At 68.6% G+C, this 18,040-nt stretch carries 15 protein-coding genes and 1 tRNA gene; 7 read left to right on the plus strand and 9 right to left on the minus strand.

What is annotated here, in order from left to right:
* Positions 1-62: 62 nt before the first annotated feature.
* Entirely contained in the window at positions 63-989 is a 927-nt protein-coding gene (locus tag ACLJRM_RS24615; protein WP_101611818.1) for a neutral zinc metallopeptidase, read from the minus strand.
* A 538-nt stretch (positions 990-1,527) separates the two neighbouring features.
* Between ACLJRM_RS24615 and ACLJRM_RS24620 the strand changes: the two genes are divergently transcribed.
* A complete protein-coding gene (locus tag ACLJRM_RS24620) occupies positions 1,528-2,031 on the plus strand; it encodes a MarR family winged helix-turn-helix transcriptional regulator (protein WP_174720492.1) in 504 nt (167 codons plus the stop codon).
* Here the strand turns inward: ACLJRM_RS24620 and ACLJRM_RS24625 are convergent.
* Positions 2,021-3,160: an RNA polymerase sigma factor gene (locus tag ACLJRM_RS24625; RefSeq protein WP_410664534.1), complete on the minus strand. Its 1,140-nt coding sequence runs from the start codon at positions 3,158-3,160 to the stop codon at positions 2,021-2,023. The genes ACLJRM_RS24620 and ACLJRM_RS24625 overlap by 11 nt on opposite strands.
* Positions 3,161-3,168: 8 nt before the next feature.
* Positions 3,169-3,576, minus strand: a complete 408-nt coding sequence (locus ACLJRM_RS24630; protein WP_101611819.1) for a YciI family protein — start codon at positions 3,574-3,576, stop codon at positions 3,169-3,171.
* Between the two features lie 102 nt (positions 3,577-3,678).
* On the opposite strand from ACLJRM_RS24630, the gene ACLJRM_RS24635 reads away from it, so the two are divergent.
* Positions 3,679-5,457 (plus strand): RICIN domain-containing protein, encoded by a 1,779-nt coding sequence (locus ACLJRM_RS24635; protein WP_101611820.1) that lies wholly within the window; start codon positions 3,679-3,681, stop codon positions 5,455-5,457.
* A gap of 53 nt (positions 5,458-5,510) precedes the next feature.
* Here the strand turns inward: ACLJRM_RS24635 and ACLJRM_RS24640 are convergent.
* The 3 genes from ACLJRM_RS24640 to ACLJRM_RS24650 form a co-directional block, all read right to left on the minus strand.
* Positions 5,511-5,599 (minus strand) — tRNA-Ser (locus tag ACLJRM_RS24640).
* Between the two features lie 44 nt (positions 5,600-5,643).
* On the minus strand, positions 5,644-6,024 hold the full coding sequence (locus tag ACLJRM_RS24645) for a DUF4190 domain-containing protein (RefSeq protein WP_410601783.1): 381 nt from the start codon (positions 6,022-6,024) through the stop codon (positions 5,644-5,646).
* A gap of 28 nt (positions 6,025-6,052) precedes the next feature.
* Positions 6,053-6,340, minus strand: coding sequence for a DUF2277 domain-containing protein (locus ACLJRM_RS24650; protein WP_101611822.1), 288 nt, complete (start codon positions 6,338-6,340; stop codon positions 6,053-6,055).
* A gap of 113 nt (positions 6,341-6,453) precedes the next feature.
* Between ACLJRM_RS24650 and ACLJRM_RS24655 the strand changes: the two genes are divergently transcribed.
* The gene (locus tag ACLJRM_RS24655; protein WP_410664399.1) at positions 6,454-7,407 is read left to right on the plus strand and encodes an Ldh family oxidoreductase; all 954 of its coding nucleotides are present in this window, start codon (positions 6,454-6,456) and stop codon (positions 7,405-7,407) included.
* 95 nt (positions 7,408-7,502) lie between these two features.
* On the opposite strand, the gene ACLJRM_RS24660 is transcribed toward ACLJRM_RS24655, so the two are convergent.
* Both ACLJRM_RS24660 and ACLJRM_RS24665 read right to left on the minus strand, forming a co-directional pair.
* On the minus strand, positions 7,503-7,721 hold the full coding sequence (locus tag ACLJRM_RS24660) for an RNA-binding S4 domain-containing protein (RefSeq protein ID WP_005149665.1): 219 nt from the start codon (positions 7,719-7,721) through the stop codon (positions 7,503-7,505).
* A gap of 7 nt (positions 7,722-7,728) precedes the next feature.
* On the minus strand, positions 7,729-8,490 hold the full coding sequence (locus ACLJRM_RS24665) for a trypsin-like serine peptidase (RefSeq protein WP_101611824.1): 762 nt from the start codon (positions 8,488-8,490) through the stop codon (positions 7,729-7,731).
* Positions 8,491-8,637: 147 nt separating this feature from the next.
* Here ACLJRM_RS24665 and ACLJRM_RS24670 point away from each other — a divergent pair, with 147 nt between their 5' ends.
* The 4 genes from ACLJRM_RS24670 to ACLJRM_RS24685 all read left to right on the plus strand — a co-directional run bounded on the left by ACLJRM_RS24670 (position 8,638) and on the right by ACLJRM_RS24685 (position 13,038).
* Complete coding sequence (locus ACLJRM_RS24670) at positions 8,638-9,462, plus strand: SDR family NAD(P)-dependent oxidoreductase (protein WP_410664400.1); 825 nt, start codon at positions 8,638-8,640, stop codon at positions 9,460-9,462.
* Positions 9,463-9,582: 120 nt separating this feature from the next.
* Positions 9,583-10,239 carry a hypothetical protein gene (locus ACLJRM_RS24675; RefSeq protein ID WP_410664401.1) on the plus strand — a complete coding sequence of 219 codons (657 nt, stop codon included), beginning with the start codon at positions 9,583-9,585 and terminating at the stop codon, positions 10,237-10,239.
* A 106-nt stretch (positions 10,240-10,345) separates the two neighbouring features.
* The gene (locus tag ACLJRM_RS24680) at positions 10,346-11,608 is read left to right on the plus strand and encodes an MFS transporter (RefSeq protein WP_101611827.1); all 1,263 of its coding nucleotides are present in this window, start codon (positions 10,346-10,348) and stop codon (positions 11,606-11,608) included.
* A gap of 293 nt (positions 11,609-11,901) precedes the next feature.
* The gene (locus ACLJRM_RS24685) at positions 11,902-13,038 is read left to right on the plus strand and encodes a sensor domain-containing diguanylate cyclase (protein WP_233223066.1); all 1,137 of its coding nucleotides are present in this window, start codon (positions 11,902-11,904) and stop codon (positions 13,036-13,038) included.
* Positions 13,039-13,094: 56 nt separating this feature from the next.
* Here the strand turns inward: ACLJRM_RS24685 and ACLJRM_RS24690 are convergent, their stop codons facing one another.
* Entirely contained in the window at positions 13,095-18,035 is a 4,941-nt protein-coding gene (locus ACLJRM_RS24690) for an RHS repeat-associated core domain-containing protein (RefSeq protein ID WP_410664402.1), read from the minus strand.
* Positions 18,036-18,040: the final 5 nt, after the last annotated feature.

Genomic DNA, 18,040 nt, shown 5'->3' on the forward strand with positions numbered 1-18,040 from the left:
GGGACTTTCATAGCGAAATTTGCTATGAAAGTCCCCTTCATTGCGTCTCTGGAGAGGAAGACTCAGCCCAGGCTGTTGGTCGCGAAGGTGTCGCACCGCGCCGGCTGGCCGGTCTGGAAGCCGGTGGTGAACCACTTCTTCCGCTGCGCCGAAGTGCCGTGGCTGAACTTCGACTCGTCGACCCGGCCACCGCCCAGCTTGGTCTGGATGTAGTCGTCACCGATGCGCGAAGCGGTGTCCAGCGCGGAGTCGATGTCTTCCTGGCTGATCTCGGTGATCAGCGGACGCCCGGTCTCGGTCGGTGCGGTCGTGGCGTGGTTCGCCCAGACCCCGGCGTAGCAGTCGGCCTGCAGTTCGAGCCGCACCGAACCCGACGTCGGCCCGCTCCCGGTGCCCTTTTTGGACACTCCGGTGAGGTTCTGCACGTGGTGACCGTATTCGTGGGCCAGCACGTACGCCTCCGCGAACGGCCCGCCCTGCGCGCCGAACCTGGTGCGGAGTTCGTTGAAGAACCCGAGATCGATGTAGACCTCGGAGTCGCCGGGGCAGTAGAACGGCCCGACGTCGGAAGTCGCGTTGCCGCAGGCCGTGTTCACGCCGCCGCTGAAGAAGTTGGTGACGGCCTTGCGGTAGGTCGACCCGGACCGCTGGAACTCCTGCCCCCAGTAGTCCTGGATCGAGTTGATGATGGCGACGATCGCGCAGTCGTGCTTCCGGTTCGCGTCCGCGCCGGTCTTGCATTCCTGCGACAGCGACGTGTTGTCCGTCTGCTGCCCGGAACCCACGGCGCCGAGGCCGCCGAGCCCGCCCGAGGACGGGTTCAGGTCCACGCCGCCGAACTGGGAGAGGAGGAAGTAGATGACGAGGCCCACCACGCCGAGCCCGCCGCCGCCGAGTGCCACCCGGCCGCCGATACCGCCACCACCGCCACCGCCGCGCAGGTCCTCGACTTCGGAGGTGTCCAGGCCCGCGCCTTCGTCGAATCGCACGGGGGGAAGCGTAGCCGGAGAGGCCCGGATATGCCTGGGTGCGGCCACGCGAAGTGGCCGCACCCAGAACTACCGAGGTTGTCTTGTTCCGATCGCCGGTTGGCCGCGATCACCGGGCCGGCGCCTGGCGCTGCCGAGGCGGTCGAAGAGGCCGCTAACCCGAAACAGGCCGGAGTGACGCCGAATGCGCGAGAATTGTCGAGCGCATCCGAGATGCCCGCGCTCGTCGCTGTTCACAGTCGCGACCGACCCGGTCCTTTCCGTTCCGGTCGCGGGGACACAGCAGGCGGTCAACCGCGAGAATCACCCGCCATACCACCACCTGACCCTTCCCGGCTGGGAGGCAGGTCCGACGGCCATCCGATGGCTCGCCCGATACTTGCCCGACCATCCGCTGACAAGCAGAATGCGCCTTTTCTCGCCGAGTCTCAACCTTTTCGTAACCCTCCTTCGGGCGAATGTTCCGCCGGATTTTTCAGGGGCCGAAAAGTGACCGGTGGGTATGCGCCTCGTGCGATCAACGATCTACCCTGCGTGGATGGCGGTGGAGCAAAAAGAAGTGCGCTGGCTGTCCGAGTCGGAGATGGTCGCGTGGCGCTCGTACATCGTCGCCACCATGCGCCTGCGGCAGCGGCTGCACCGGGAACTTTCCGAGCGTCACGAAGTCACCCTCGCCGACTACGAGGTCCTGGTCTGCCTTTCGCTCCAGCCCGACAGCCGGATGCGGATGACGGAGCTGGCGAGCATGCTCGGCTCGACCAAGAGCAGGCTTTCGCACCAGATGGTCCGGCTGGAAGCCGAAGGCATCATCCGCCGCACTCGCGACCCGGCGGACAAACGCGGCGTCGTCGCGGAACTGACGGAACGTGGATCGGAACTGCTGGAGGGCGCGGCGCCGACGCATGTCGAGGGCGTCCGGGAGCACCTGATCGACCTCCTGAGCCCGGAAGAGCAGCAGGTATTGGGACAGGCCTTCGGACGGGTGCTGGAGCACCTGTCGGAGATCGACGGCCTGCCGCGGCTGCCGCCGGTCACTTCTTGAGGGCGTTGATCCTCGCGGCCTGACGGGTCAGGTGGGCGCTCTCGGCCAGGTTCGCCGCCTTCTCGGCGGCCTCGCTGTACAGCCGCGCCGCTTTCGCCAGGTCTCCGTCGCGCTCGTGGAGGTACGCGGCCACCGCGGTGTACCGGGGGAGCGAGTCGTCCAGTTCCGCGAGCGCCGCCAAGCCGGCCCGCGGTCCGTCCGCCTCGCCGACGGCCACCGCGCGGTTGAGCCGCACGACCGGGCTGCCGGTCAGGTGCGTGAGTTCGTCGTACCACTCGACGATCTGCACCCAGTCGGTCTCCCCGGCGGCGGGCGCGTCGGCGTGGAGCGCCGCGATGGCGGCCTGCGCCTGGAACTCGCCCAGCTTGTCGCGGGCCAACGACGCTTGCAGGATCTCGACACCTTCGGCGATCAGGCGCGTGTCCCAGAGGCCGCGGTCCTGTTCGGCCAGCGGGACGAGGTCGCCGCCGGACGTCCGGGCGGCGCGCCGGGCGTGGTGCAGCAGCATGAGCGCGAGCAGCCCCGCGACCTCGGGATGGTCGATCGAGGCCGCCAGCCGGCGGGTGAGCCGGATGGCTTCGGCGGCGAGGTCGACGTCGCCGGAGTAGCCCTCGTTGAAGACCAGGTAGAGCACGCGGAGCACGGTGGCGACGTCGCCCGCCTGGTCGAACCGCACCCCGGACACGGTGCGCTTGGCCCGGCTGATGCGCTGCGCCATGGTCGCCTCGGGCACCAGATACGCCTGCGCGATCTGGCGGGTGGTCAGCCCGCCCACGGCGCGCAGGGTGAGCGCGACCGCGGACGACGGCGTCAGCGACGGGTGGGCGCACAGGAAGTAGAGCTGCAGCGTGTCGTCCGAGTCAGGGGCGGGCCCGGGCTCCGGCTCCTCGTCGACGAGGTCCTCGCGACGGCGCCGGGCGGCGTCCGACCGGGCCGCGTCGAGGAACTTGCGCCAGGCGACGGTGACGAGCCAGCCCTTCGGGTCCTTCGGCCGGTCTCCCGGCCAGACGCGGACGGCCTCGATCAGCGCTTCCTGCACGGCGTCCTCGGCCGCGGCGAAGTCGGCCCCGCGGCGGACGAGGATCCCGAGGACGTTCGGCGTGAGGCTCCGGAGCAGGGTCTCGTCCACTTCGGCGGTCACTCCGTGATGACCAGCGGCTCGCCCCATAACGGACGCAGTTCGAGCCACTCGTGGATCGGTTTCCCACCCGCTCCCGGAGCGGCCGACAGCTCGCCCGCGAGTTCGAGCGCGCGCTCGTGGCTGTCGACGTCGATCAGCATGAAACCGGCGATGAGGTCCTTGGTCTCGGCGAAGGGGCCATCGGTGACCGGCGGCTTGCCCTCGCCGTCGTAGCGGACGAAGGTGCCTTCGGGGGCGAGAGCCCGCTCCTCGACGAACTCGCCGGTCTCCACGAGCCGGTTCGCGAAGTCCCGCATGTACTGCACGTGCGCCGTGATCTCTTCCGGGGCCCACTGGTCCATCGGGATGTCGTTGACCGACGCCGGTGCGCCCCGGTAGTGCTTGAGCAGCAAGTACTTGGCCATGGCGGAAGGGTAATGGCAGTCTGCCGGTGCTTCTGCCTGGTGGTCTATACATCCGATCTCTAGCCTTCTTATCGCGTTCCTCCATCGCGAAAGGAAGAGCACTTGTCCAAAGCAAGAAGGCGCTCCGCCGGCCTGCTGGTGACCATCGGCCTCATCTGCGGCTTGCTCGTGGGTGAAACAGCCGGAGCCTCCGCCTCCGATGATTTCGCCGCCACGGATCACAGCCGGCCGTTGCCGCCCGGCGCGACCCCGGTGGCCCCACTCGCTCTCTCCGTCGCTCAAGCGCAGATCGCCGCCAACCCGGTGGTCTGCGAGGGCGACGGGGTCTCCGGTAAACGCATCGAGCTGGTCTACGTCCGTGAAGCCGGCCAACCCGACCGGTACTCCACCGTCGTGCCGTCCCTGCGCGCCTACGCGTCCGGGATGGACGACTCGTTCAACGACAGCGCCGCGCTGACGGGCGCCAGCAGGCACGTCCGGTACGTGACGACCGCAGGCGCCGGTTGCCAGGTCGCCGTCGCCAACCTGGTGGTGCCCGACGGCACGTACCTGTCCGGCGCGATCCGCGACCGGGCCATCCAGGCGGGCCACTACAACGCCGACCGCGACTACATCCTGTTCTCCGACAACCCCCACACCTGCGCGGGTACCTGGGGCGACAGCGACGACCAGCCCGGTCCCGCCAACGCCTTCAACAACGGCAGGCACTACACCGAGATCGCCGTGCCCTGCTGGGGGGTCAACGCCGTCGCCCACGAGGTGGGCCACATGCTCGGCGCGGTCCTGCCGGGCGCCCCGCACTACCAGGGCGGCGGCCACTGCTCCCAGGAATGGGACCTGATGTGTTACGGCGACACCCAGTCCTTCGATTGCACGCAGCGTGATTTCGACCGGCTGCTGGACTGCGGCAACGACGACTACTTCAGCACGAATCCCGTCCCCGGAAGCTGGCTCGCCACGCACTGGAACGTCGCCAACAGCGCCTTCCTGATCAAAAAGGACACTCCGGACAACGACGACGGCCATGCCCAAGGCGGGAAGACCTACGTCATCACCGGCGCGAGCGGCAACGCCATCGACGTCGTGGGTTCCTCGACCGGCGGTCTCGCCAACCTCAGCCACCGCGCCCGGACCGACTCCCAGAGCCAGAAATGGATCCTGGGTTACAACACCGGTCTGCAACTCGTCAACGCCAACAGCCAGCTGTGCGCCGACAGCGCCCAGAGCGGGACGGCGCCCGGCACGCAGATCCTGCAGTACAACTGCAACGGCCAGAACGGCATGCGGTGGGCGTTCCAGCCGCTCGGCAACGGCAAGGTGGCGATCTTCAACTACCTGACGGGCTACGCGATCACCGACGGCGGCGCGTACCCGGCCCCGCTCGTCCAGCAGCCCTACACCGGGGCGGCCAACCAGCAGTGGACCCTGAACCCCATCGCCGATCCCGGTCCGCAGGCGGGCAAGAAGTACTACCTTTCCGTCGCCACCAACGGCAACAGCGCGGCCGTGGTCGACGGTTCGACGTCCGCCGGCGCGAAGATCACCAATGTGGCCAGGCAGAACGACAACGGCCAGAAGTGGAAGCTCACCGACGCGGGCGGCGGGTACTGGAAGATCGTGAACGAGCGGAGTGGCCAGTGCGTGCGGCCGGTTTCCGGCAGCACCGCGGACGGCGCGCTCCTCGAACAGACGCACTGCGGCTCGTCCACGAATCAGCAGTGGAAGCTGCTCCGGAGCGCAGACTCGCGCTACGGGCTGGTGAACCGGGCCAGCAACTTCGCGGTGCGGCAGGTCAACAACGGCACGGCTTCGATCCTGGAGCAACGGCCGTTCGTGGGCGGTCGTAGCGACGAGACCGTCTGGGCCCTCGTGCCCGCGTGACCCCGCGAAGCTCCCCAGGTCAGCCGATCTGGGGAGCTTCGCTTTCTCAAGACTGGCGGTAGCGGTGGGATTCGAACCCACGGAGGACAGAGCCCTCGCATGTTTTCAAGACATGTTCCTTCGGCCGCTCGGACACGCTACCGCCACCGAGGATATCCGACTGTCTTTGTGGGGAACGCTTCGGATCTAGTCGAAGTCCCAGTCGGTCGCGACACCGATGATGACGAACAACAGCACGAGACCGACGATGATCGCGACGCCGATATAGCCGATGATGATCGCCGCGAGCGCCATCCCTTGGCCGCCGGCTTCGCCGCGTTTGGCCTTCGAGTGCGCGATATGCCCCATGATCACGCCGATGACCGACAGCAGCCCGGTGCAGACGACCAGACTGGCGATCGACACGACCAGTGCCGCGATCGCCAGGCCCTGGTCCTGCGGCGGCATGGCGGGGCCGTAGCCATAGCCCGGCTGCTGGTACGGCTGCCCGTACGGAGGTTGCTGCCCGTAAGTGGGCTGCTGTCCGTAGGGCTGCTGCTGACCGTAGGGGTCCTGCGGATATGTCACCGGCTCACCGTAACCGCCGATGCTTGGTTCAGGACGCCTGAGTCTTGGCGGCCTTCGCGGCGATGCGCGCCTGGACCTCGGGACGGCGCAACGGCGGCACCGTCGTCGGCGGCTGACGGCGGGCGGGCAGTTCGGTGAGCAACCGCCTGGTGATCGCCGTAATCTCGGCGACGGCGGCCTCGAAGGGCTCGCGCGTGGCGTCGGAGAGGCTCTGCACCCCGGACACCTTGCGGACGTATTGGCGGGCGGCGGCCTCGATCTCGTCCGGCGTCGCCGCCGGCTCCAGGCCTCGAAGCGTGGTGATGTTCCGGCACATGCCCCGATCGTACGTCCGCCCACCGACGCTTCCGGGCACTTCGATCACACAGTCGGTTAGAAGGTGGTCAGGTTCGTTGACGCCGAAAAACGCGTTTAGGCACCCTCGGCGGAGTGCCCCTCAGACCTCGCTCCCTCCGCCGTGCGCCCGTCGAGCCGATCCCCGAACCGGCCGAACCCTCCCCGATCCCGGAACAGGTCTGGCAGCGCGTCCCGATCGACGCCCTGATCGACCTCGTCACCGAGGTCTTCACCTCGCACGATCTGCCGTGGTCGCGCGCCCGCATGGCCGCCGAGGCGTTGTGCCACGGCGACCTCATCGGAACCCCCGAATCGGGGGTCGCCGAACTGACGCGGCTGCATCTGCCGATGCTGGTCAACGGCATGGTGCGGCCGCGCGCCGAACCGCTGATGATCGCCGACCGCGGCGCCGCCGCCCTGATCGACTACCGCCGCGCGCCGGGGCTCTGGGCCGTCGGTGACGCGATGGACCGGGCGGTGTCCCGCGCGGGCCGGTACGGCGTCGGGCTCATGTCGGTGCGCGGCGTCGGGCCGTTCGGCCGCGCCGGGCACCACGCCGCGAGGGCGTTGCCGCACACCATGATCGGGCTCGTCATGGCGGCGGGCGGGGAGCGCGGGACGGCCGCGAACCCGCTCGGCATGGCCGCCCCCGCCGGCGCGTACCCCGAATTCGTCCTCGACCTGGACACTCTCGCGGACACTGCCGGTGCGGCCAGCGCCTCGATCGCCGGCTTTTCCCTGCTGGTCGAGATCTTCGCCGGGGTCCTGTCGGGCGTCGGCGACCACGATCACGACACCGGGCTCATGGTGATGGCGATCGCGCCGACGACGCTGCGCAGCGCGGACGGTTTCTACAAGGCCGCGAGCGCGTTGTTCGGCAGCCTGCTCGGCTGGGAAGGCGGGACCCCGGTCCGCTACCCCGGCTGGCGCGAGGCGCAGTATCTCGAACAGTGCCAGGCGCTGGGTGTCCCGCTGAACGAGCCGGTGCACCGGGAGCTCGAAGAACTCGCCAAGGCGCTGCGCCTGGCGCCACTGCAGGGCCGCTAGGCCGGGACGAGCTGAAGGGGACTTTCCCCGCGTGAGACGCGGTGAAGGGAGCTTTCGCCGCATGTGATGCGGGGAAAGTCCCCTTCAGCTCCCGCCTAGGCCAGGACGACGCGGCCGCCTTCGCCGCCGACCTCCACGACGTCGCCGTTCGTCAGCTGACGTCCGCGCCGGACCTCCACCTCGCCGTTGACCGTGACCTCTTCGGCGTCGAGGAGGTCTTTGGCGTGCGAGCCGTCTTCGGCGAGGTTGGCCAATTTGAGGAACTGGCCGAGGCGGATCGGCTCGCCGGTGATCGGGACGTCGTGGATGCTCATGGGGAGATCATCCCCGCGTGTCCATCTTCCGGTACAAGGTGGCGACGTCGGTGTCGAAATAGCTGCTGTAGGACGTGTCCGGATCGTCCCCGCCGTACAGATAGCCACCGATCACGCCGACGACGGTGCCGAGTTCGGTCTTCGGATCGGGGTCGACCACCCACGGGCCGCCGCTGGTGCCGGTCGTGAAGCCGGGGCACGAGACGCGCATCTGGTAGGTGTCGGCCTGCTCGCTGGCGCCGTGGCAGACGACCGGCGCCTCTCGTTCGTCCGGATACCCCGTCAGGGTGATCGTGTGGGCGAACCCGCCGCCGGCCACCAGGTTGTTGGCACCGGTGACGCTTTCCAGAGTCTTCGGGTTGCCTGCCTGACGCGCGGTCGCGAATCCGACATCCAAGTCCGGATCGGACGAATCGGCCCAGCCTTCGGGGACCTGCGGATCCGAGACGTCCCAATAGCCGTAGGGCGCGACGCCGTCGTGATAGCCGGGCGCGAACGAGATCCCGGTCGCGTACTCGCCGCCTTCGCCGTCGTGGAGGCAATGTGCCGCGGTGAGCAGGAGATCTCCCGGGCCACTGTGGACGACGCTGGCCGTGCAGAAATGCGATCCTTCGATGAAGAGCGCGCCGATCGCCGGGTTGAGGGGCGAAGCGGGAGTGGCCGCCACGGTCGCCGCGGCGGCGGTGTCGGCGTCGGTCCCGTCGGGATCCGACGCGGCGGAGCAACCGGTCAGAACGACACAAAGAGCGAGTAACAGGGCGCGGCGCATCGCCTTCCTTTCGCTCGTCCACGGCTGTCCTGGCTACAGATCACCATAAGCGGTCCACGAACACAGCCCGAATCGATCAACGCACAGCAAGCTCACAGCCGTAGTATGTGTTACCTCCGGTAACAGTCGAGCTGGATGGGAGCGGGTATGAAGTCGTTCACGGACAAGGTCGTGGTGATCACGGGCGCGGGGTCGGGAATCGGTCAGGCGCTCGCGGTCGACCTGGCGGGGCGCGGGGCCAGGCTGGCGCTGTCCGACGTCGACGCCGTCCGCGCGGCCGGCACCGTCGCGCTGTGTGAAAAAGCGGGCGCGACCGCGAAGGCGTACGAGCTGGACGTCGCGGACCGTGACGCCGTTCTCGCGCACGCCGAGGAGGTCGCCGTCGATTTCGGGGGCGCCAACGTCGTGGTGAACAACGCCGGGGTCGCGCTCGGCGCGACGGTCGAAGAAATGACCTGGGACGACTACGACTGGCTGATGGGGATCAATCTCGGCGGAGTGGTCAACGGGACGAAAGCCTTTCTGCCGCAGGTGATCGCTTCGGGTGACGGGCACATCGTCAACCTTTCGAGCGTGTTCGGCTTCATCGGCGTGCCCACGCAGAGTGCCTACAACGCGGCGAAATTCGCGGTGCGGGGGTTCACCGAGGCACTGCGGCAGGAAATGCTGATCGCCCGGCATCCGGTCAAGGTCAGCTGCGTGCATCCCGGTGGCATCAAGACGAATATCGCCCGCGACGCGCGGGGCGGCGTCGAGCGGGACATCGACAAAGCCGCGGAGGGCTTCGAAAAGATCGCGAAGACGACACCCGCGAAGGCCGCGCAGACCATCGTGCGCGGTATCGAACGGGGGACGCCGCGCATCCTGATCGGCCCCGACGCCTATGTCATCGACGCGATTCCCCGGGTTCTCGGCTCCTTTTACCAGCGGCCGTTGGCACTGCTGGGGCGCTTGGGGATGAGGAACCTCTGAATGGAGTAACCCTCCGTGGTCCGGACGGCTCGGGATAACTCGATCGGGGTGCGTTACTTACGGCGGCGTCGGAAATGCACCACAATGCTCAAGTTCGTGATTCCCCTTCCGGAGGTCCCCATGCCGCGCGCCGCCCAGCGCCGTACGCCGACCGACGCCGCGCTCTGTGCGAGCGTGCCCGTCGAGACCGCCGAATTGCTGGACCGGACGGGGATCATCGCGGCGAGTCTGCCGAAACGGCGGCGCAGCCCGGAGAACGAGCCCGTTCCCGAGCCGATGCCGGTCCGGACCCCGGTCTGCGATCCGGTCGTCGACAAGGATCTGCGGCCCAAGGCCGTCGTCATCCACCGCCGCGCCCGGTCCTGGCTGGTCGGCGGAGCGGGTGTGGCCCTGCTCGCGATCGGCTGGTTCGCCGGCACGTTCACCCTCGCACCGGTCAACGACACCGCCTTGCCCGAGCAGCCGCTGCCCGCCGTGGTGACCCAGCAGCCCACCCCGCCGGTCGCGCCGCCCGCGCCGCAGGCCGCCCCGGTGACCGTCTATGTCCCGGTCACCGTGAAGCAGCAGGCGCCCGCGACGACGAAGAGGAAGCCCGCCAGGGAACAGGTCGTCGCCCTGCCGCCCGCCGAGACCCGGCCGACGGAGCAACCACGCTCCGACACCGGATCGCGCGACAAGACCACGGAGGGCTTCCGGAACATGATGGATCCCGCCGTGGCGAGCTCGCTGGCGATGGAAATGGCACAGGGGATGATGGGCTACGGCGCAGGTCGCTGACCACGCGGAATCGTCTCTCCACAGTGGACACTCACCGTCGTCGTGGGCCGGATGGTCGCTGACACAACGGAAGTGATCGACTACCGTGAGCCAAGGGGAGGGGCTCATGGAAAAGGGGGATTCCGCTCGGAGCACCGCGTTCATGGCGGCTTTCGCCGTTGGCGAGTTCCGGGCGTTGTGGGCGGCCGAGGCGCTTTCGCAGGCCGGTGACCAGCTGGCCAGGGTCGCTTTGTCGGTGCTGGTCTGGGAAAGAACGGCTTCGGCCGGGTTGACCGGGCTCGCCTACGGGCTGACGTATCTGCCGACGCTGATCGGCGGCACCCTGTTCGCCGGGCTGGCCGACCGGTATTCGCGGCGGACGGTGATGATCGTCTGCGATCTGCTGCGCGCGGGGATCGCGGCGCTGATGGCAATTCCGGGGACACCGCTGCCGGTGCTGGCCGGGCTGCTGGTGATCCTGACGATGGCGGGCGGTCCGTTCCGGGCGGCGCAACTCGCGTTGCTTCCGGACGTCCTCGAGGGCGAACGGTACGTCGCGGGGCTCGCGGTGCGGACGATCACCATCCAAACGGCGCAGCTGGCGGGCTTCGGCGGTGGCGGACTGGTGATCGGGCTCGTGACGCCCTACTGGGGACTGGTGATCGACGCGATGACCTTTGTGGTCTCGGCGCTGCTCGTGTCCACAGGGGTTCGTCGCCGGAGGCCCGCCGCCGCGGAATCATCGGTGAAAAGCCGGGTGGCACGGGCTTTCAGTGGTGAAGGTGCCAGGGAACTGTGGCGTGGCAAGGGAATCCGGGTGCTGTTCGGGCTGAAGATGCTCGCCGGGTTCGCCATCGCGCCGGAAGGGCTCGCGGCCCCGCTCGCCGTCGGACTCGGGGCGGGGACTTTCGCGGTCGGACTTATTCTCGCGGCGGATCCGGTCGGTTCGGTAATCGGATCGTGGATCTTCACGAAATGGGTTCCCGCTCGGCGGAAAACGCGAATGGTCGGCATTCTCGCCATTGCATCCGTTGTTCCTCTGCTTTTCGTCTTCTTTCGTCCGTCGCTGCCGGTCTGCCTCGCGCTGATCGTGCTCAGCGGGGCCTGCGCGGCGCCGTACCACCTGCAGGCCATCGCGTTGATGGCCCGCGCGGTGCCGGACGGCGTCCGGGCACAGGTGATGGGCCTGACCTCGACGAGTTTGGTGACGGTGCAAGGAATCGGGATCATGCTCGCGGGCGGTCTCGCCCAGTTGACCGGTCCGTTCGTGGCCGTCGGAGTGGCCGCGGCGGTCGCCGTCGCCACGGCGGGCCCGATGGCGATGGCGTGGAAACGCACCATCGCCACCGGGCCCGATGTATGGCTCCCGGCCGGGAGCCGGACCGGCTGAATTGGTGGGATCAGTCCTCGCGACCGTTCATGATGATCCTCCCTCCCACTGCTCCATCTGTGTGTTCCGAAAATAACGCGAGCCACCCTCAGTACTACCTCGGATACATTGAAATGTGTACGGAAGGGGGACCGGTGACGATGATTATGGGGGATGCGGAACTCGCCGGAGAAGGGGCCGGCACACGTCTGAGAGCCTGGGTGGGACGCTGGGAGTTATGGTCCGGACCACGTGGCGTACCTGCGGTTTTTCTTATTGTGGAAGGACTTGCGGCGGCACTCGCCGTAATCGCCTTGCTCCGATCGAACTACGAGACTACGGAATTCGTCCGATTTGGATCACTGCTCGGCCTCGCCTTCCTGCAGGCCGAGCTTTCGCGTTCGGTGGAACGGCTGCGGCGCACGCTTTGTGACCGGCCGCACATCAACATGACTTCGGTGTGGACGTTCGCGGGGGTGCTCGTCCTGCCGCCGGGGCTCGCGCTCGCCCTAGGACTGCTCATCTACCTGCACCTTTGGCTCCGGGTATGGCGGGGGATGAGCCACCGCCCGGCCTACCGCGTCGTGTACTGCGCGGCGGCGATAGTGCTGTCCTGCCTGGCTTCGGGAGCCATCGTCGCGGGCTGGAACGGCCTGCCCGTCGGGTTCACCGGGTCACTGCGGATCGTCGAGGCGGCGGCCGTGTTCACCGTGGCCAACGCGGTCATCGTGGCGCTCTCGGTCTACCTGCACACCGGGGGCCGGTCGCTGCGTTCGCTGTTCGGCACCGGTGACGACAACCTGCTGGAAGTCACCACGCTGGTGCTCGGGACGTCGACCGCGCTGGGCATCGTGCACGCGCCCGCGCTCGTCCCGTTCGTCCTGCTGCCCGTCCTGGTGCTGCACCGCAGTGTGCTGGTGCGGCAGCTGGAGATCGCGGCGAACATCGACGGCAAGACCGGGGTGCTCAACGCGCACGCGTGGCATCTGCTGAGCGAGCGGGAGCTTTCGTCGGCGGCCAGGGCGAAGAGCAAACTCGGCGTGCTGATGCTCGATCTCGACCACTTCAAGCAGGTCAACGACGTCTACGGCCATCTCGCGGGCGATGTCGTGCTCAAGGTCGTCGCGACGACGATCTCCGAGCACGTACGCGACTACGACTCTGTCGGGCGCTTCGGCGGCGAAGAGTTCGTCGTACTCCTGCCCGGCGCGACGGAGACCGAAGTGATCCCCGTGGCCGAGCGGGTCCGGCAGGCGGTGATGGACATCGAGGTCGAAGTCGGGACGGTTTCGGGGCCGCGGACCGTACGAGGCCTTTCGGTCTCGATCGGCGCCGCGGTCTATCCGGCCGGTGGGACCGTCCTGGAACGTCTGCTGCACGTCGCCGATTCCGCGCTCTACCAGGCGAAGCGGAACGGCCGGAACCGCGTCGTCTCGCTCGCCGCCGCCTGACCAGCCCGCGTTTCGTCCTCTGGTTGCAGCAACCAGAGGACGAAACGCGGGAGGGGTCAGTCGGTGTCCATCGCGTTGGGGTCCTTCTTCTTGCCGGTGTCGAGCGGGCCGAAGCCGCCGGCCTCCAGCTTGTCCCAGTCGGCCTTGGTCGGCGTCTTGTAGGCCGCGTCGTGGATGTCCTTGAGGTCGTCGTCGTAGGTCCGCTTCACCTGGTCCGGCCACTCGCCGTCCCGGACCGTGTCCCGGGTCAGGTGCAGTTCCCTGCGGTCGAGATCGGACAGCGGCGGGGTGGTCGCGGTCGTCCCGGGGCCGGTCGAATAGGTGAGGCCCTTACCGCTGGCGTGCGCGTCGTCGATCATCTTGTGGTACGAGTCGTCCGCGATCTTGCCGTCGAGGGTGTTGTTGGTGTCCTTGAACGGCTTTTGGAAGGCGTAGTCGAGCTGGTTGAGCTGGATCGCGGTGTTCGGGTCGCCCGCCTCGATCGCGTTGCGCTCGGCGTCGCGGTAGGACTTGCCGCTGAAGCCGGAATCGCCCTCGTAACCCTTGTTGCCGGTGCCCTGGTGCGAGGCGTGCGCGGGTTTGGCCTCCTGGTAGGCCCAGGCGTGGTTCTCGATGTCCTTCTGGTCGTGGCCCGAACCCCGTGCGCCGCCACTGCCGCGGCCGATCGCCTCGTAGGGGATCGGGTGCTCGGACTCGTGGGACTTCCCGGAGACCTTGTCCCGGCCGTCGGCCTTGAGGTCGTTGTCGTACTTCCCCGTGAGCCGGTTCTGTTCGCGCTTCTTCGCGCCGTGCGTGCCGTCGGCGTAGCTCTGCGGCGGACGCCGCGGCTTCTTCGGTCCCGGCGTCGGCTTCGGCTTGGTGACCCGGTTGCCCGGCGACTTCTTCTTGCCGAGGGCGGCCTTGGCCTGCGCCTTGGGGCAGGGGCTTTTCGTCGGCTTCGTCGCGACGAGACCGAGCGGGTCGATCATGTCCGTCGGGTTGCCGACGTAGGCCAGCGAGTCCGACGCCGGTTCGAGGCCGAGCGGGTCGTGCGAGAGGTACCGCCCGGTGTCCGGGTCGTAGTAGCGCTTGAAGTTGTAGTGCAGCCCGGTTTCCGGGTCGTGGTACTGGCCGGGGAAGCGCAACGGCGTGTACGCCTGCCCCGGCGGCGAAAGCACCTTGCCCCACAACGAGGTGTGCACGTGCCAGGCGACGTTGCCCGCTTCGTCGACCAGTTCGCTCGGTGAGCCGACGAGGTCGGTGACGATGGCGTGGAAACGGGCGTCCTGTCCCGGGATCCGTTCGATCTGGGTGATCGGCCGTTCCGTGCCCGGTTCCCAGTCCCAGACGACGGCGACGCCGCCTCGGATCTCCTCGGCGAGGTTCGAGCCGTCCCAGACGAAGTCGATCTGTTCGAGGATCCGGCCGTGGAGGTCGAGGTGCTGTTTCGCGATCCGCCGCCCGAGCGCGTCGTAGTGGTAGAGCCACCGCTCGCCCTCGGGCGTGACGACGCCGGTCAGCCGGTCGTCGGAGTTCCACTGGTAGGTCCAGTCGCGGCCGAGCCTGCGGCGGGCGATCGTGCGGCCTTCGGTGTCGTGCAGGTACGACGTCGAACCGGCACCGGTCACCAGGGTGCCCTGGTAGTGCCGCGGTCCGACGGCGGGATCCGCGCCGGGCCAGCCCGCCTGCGTGATCGCGCCGGCGAGGTTGTAGCCGTAGCTTTCCCGCCAGCCCTGCCCCTGGACGTCGACGACCCGGCCCGCGCGGTCCACCCGCAGCGAACGCGGCCCCGAAATCAGGTCCGAGATCGACGAGACGAGCCCGTCCCGCAGGTAGCCGTACTCGCGGTGCTGAACGACACCCCGGCCATTGGAAACGGTCTGGGAGGTCAGCCTGTCGGCGGCGTCCCAGCCCTGGCGCAGCTCGACCGGCGTGCCGTCGAGGCGCCGCAGCACTTCACGACCGGAGGGGTCGTACTCGAAACGCATGGTGCGCCCGGCGGTCCGCAGCGCGACGGGGCGGCTCGCGGCGTCGTAGGCGAAGAACGACTCGGCGCCCGACGGGGTGCGGCGGCCGACACGGCGGCCGGCGGCGTCGTACTCCGAGAGGAGGGCCTTGCCGTTGAGGGCTTCCGCGACGATCCGGCCCAGCGCGTCGTAGGCGATGGTGACCTCGGAATGCGCGTTGCGCGCCGAGGTCATCCGGTCGGCCGCGTCGTAGGTGAACGTGGCGACGTCGTCGCCCGCCCGGCGGCTGACGACCCGGCCGAGCGCGTCGCGTTCGATGGCGACGGTCTGGCCGAGACTGTTGGCGCGCAACACCAGTTGCCCCGCCGCGTCGTAGCCGTAGTGGGTGGTGCGGCCGTTGAAGTCGGTCTCGCTGATCAGGTTGCCGGCGGGATCGTAGTCGTAGCGCCAGACAAGGCCGTGTTCGTTGGTGACCGAAACCAGCCGCAGCTCGGTGTCGTACGCGTAGGACAGCCGATCGCCGTCCGGGCCGATTTCGGCGGTGGGCAGGTCGAACTGCGAGTACTCGGTGCGCACCGAGAGCCCACGGGGGTCCACCGCTTCGTCGGTATAGCCCTCGGTGGTGCGGTTCCAGCGCCACACGGAGCCGTCGGGGTCGATCTGTTCGGCGATTTCGCCGAAGCCGTCCCACTTCGTCCTGGTGACCTCGCCGAGCGGGTCGGTGACCGAGGTGGTCTGCCCGAACTCGTCGTAGGTGTACCGCGTGATCCCGCCGAGCGGATCGGTGATGGAGACCGGCAGGCCCGCCGCGTCGGACTCGATCAGCGTGACCCCGCCGAGCGCGTCGGTCACGACCGCGACGTTGCCCGCGTCGTCGTACCCGTAGGTGGTGGCGGCGCCGGTCGGATCCGTGGCGCGGACGACCTTCCCGCGCACGTCGTACTCGCGGCGCCAGACCGCGCCGTCCGGCCCGGTCATGCTGGTCCACCGGTTCAGCGCGCTGTACTCCGCGAGCGCGCGGCCGCCGTCCGGCTGGATCACGGTGACGACGTTGCCCTCGTCGTCCATTTCCCACCGCGTCGTGCGGCCGAGGGCGTCGGTGCGGCTGAGCAGCTTGCCGAAGCTGTCGAGTTCGTACCGCGTGGTGTTGCCCAGCGGATCGGTCTCCGCGACGACCCGGTGCAGTTCGTCCAGCTGGTAGCGGGTGACGTGGCCGAGTGAGTTCGTGACCGACGTGACCCGGTTTTCCCGGTCGTAGGCGATGTCGACGTCGAGGAAGCCACCGGTGCCCTGCGCGCGGACGACGCGGCCTTCGGCGTCGAAGCCGTACCCGTACGAGCGCCCGTTGACGTCCTCCCAGCGCACGATGCGGCCCGCGGCGTCATAGGTGAACCGCAGGGGCGAACCGGCGCCGTCGACGATCTCGACCAGACGGCGCCGCTCGTCGTACCGGTAGCTCTGGACCGCGGTTTCCGCGCCGGGCAGGCGAAGCGCGGTGACGAGACCGTCCTTCGACTCGACGAGCAGGCGGTATCCGGCGGTGTGCTCCAGTTCGCGCGGGATGCCGTTGTCGTCGTAGCGCAGGAAGATCCGGTGCCCGTCGCCGCCCCCGATCCCGCGCAGCGGGAGCGTGTCCCCGGCTCCGGAGAAGAGCAGCATTCCGTCCGGAGTGGACACCGCGTAGCCGTCGTCCACTTTGGACAGCGGAAGGCGCTGCCCGAAAGCCGGGTAGACGGGGGCGTCCGACAGGGGGACCGGATAGGTCAGCAGCGACCCGTCGGCGAGCGCGAGATGCAGGCCGTCGTCTTCGACCTCGATCCGCTGGTCCAAAGTGGACGCCCACGACGAGCCGAAGAACCGGCCGAGCGAGTACGACGAAAGATGCGTTCGCGACACGGTCAGCGGCAGGACACCGGCGAACACGACGTCGTCCTGCGTCAGCATCATCGAGCCGGTCGCGACGTCGACAGGGTCACCGCAGTCGTCGCGCTTCTTGGGCGGGACCCCGTTGCCCGGATCGTTGTTGTTGTTCTTGATCCGGTTGTCCGGCTCCGGCTTGGGGGCGCCGCGCTCCTTGGGCGGAGGCGGGCTGCCGGACGGCGTGGTCGGCCCGTCCGGGGTCTCGTTCTTCGGCGGAGGCGGCGGGTCGTTCTTCGGCGGCGGCGGCGGTGGTGGCGGGTCGTTCTTGGGCGGCGCGCCGGACGGCGACGTGTCGCCGCCCTTGTCGCCGTTGGGGCTGCTCTTGGGTGTCGTGCCTTCGTCCAGCTTGTTCGGCTTGGGCCCGGGCGCGCCCTTGCCGGGCTGCAGCTTCTTCAACGCCTTGGCCGCGTCGGCGAACAGGTCGTCCGCCCGCTTCAGCAGCGGCATCAGCGCTTTGAGCGCCTTGACGGTCTTCTTCGTCAGGTTCGCGATCTTGCTCGCGGTCTTCGCCACGGCGTTGACCACCTGCGGGACCACCCAGGTCAGCCCGATGCCCAGGGTGAACAGCACCTGCAGCGCCCAGCTGATCATGTGCCCGATCAGCTCGGCGATGATGTCGCGCACCAGCGCGCGCACGGCGGCGACCACCTCGCCCGCCGTCTTCACCCCGCTGGAGGCGCCTTCGCAGCCCGCCTTCGCCGCGTCCAGCAGGGTGACCGTGTCCTTGGCCCGGTCGCGGTAGGTGTCGGCCGCGATCCCGGTCCAGCTCTGCAGATCGGCGGACACCATCCCGGCCAGATCCGCACCGACCGCGCCGAGTTCGGTCGCGATGTTCTTCCAGGTCTCGGAGTTCGCGTTGATCTCGTCGGCGTTGCCGGTCAGCGCGTCGAGCGCTTCCTTGAGCGGGCCGACGTGCTCCATCAGCCAGCCGACGCCGTTCGCGAGGATCGCGCCGAAGGGGTCCATCGCCATCGACAGCGCGTCGAGCGCGGTTCCGACCGCGCCCAGCGCCACCGAAGCCCAGTCGCCGCTTTCGATGGCCGATTTCAGATCGAACGCCGACTCCAGCAGAGAGGAGCCGGTGTAGGCCTTCGTCGAGTCCTTTACGTCCGCGACCAGTGGGTTACCCAAAACGA

This window comes from Amycolatopsis sp. lyj-84, assembly GCF_046549075.1.
GTDB lineage: Bacteria > Actinomycetota > Actinomycetes > Mycobacteriales > Pseudonocardiaceae > Amycolatopsis.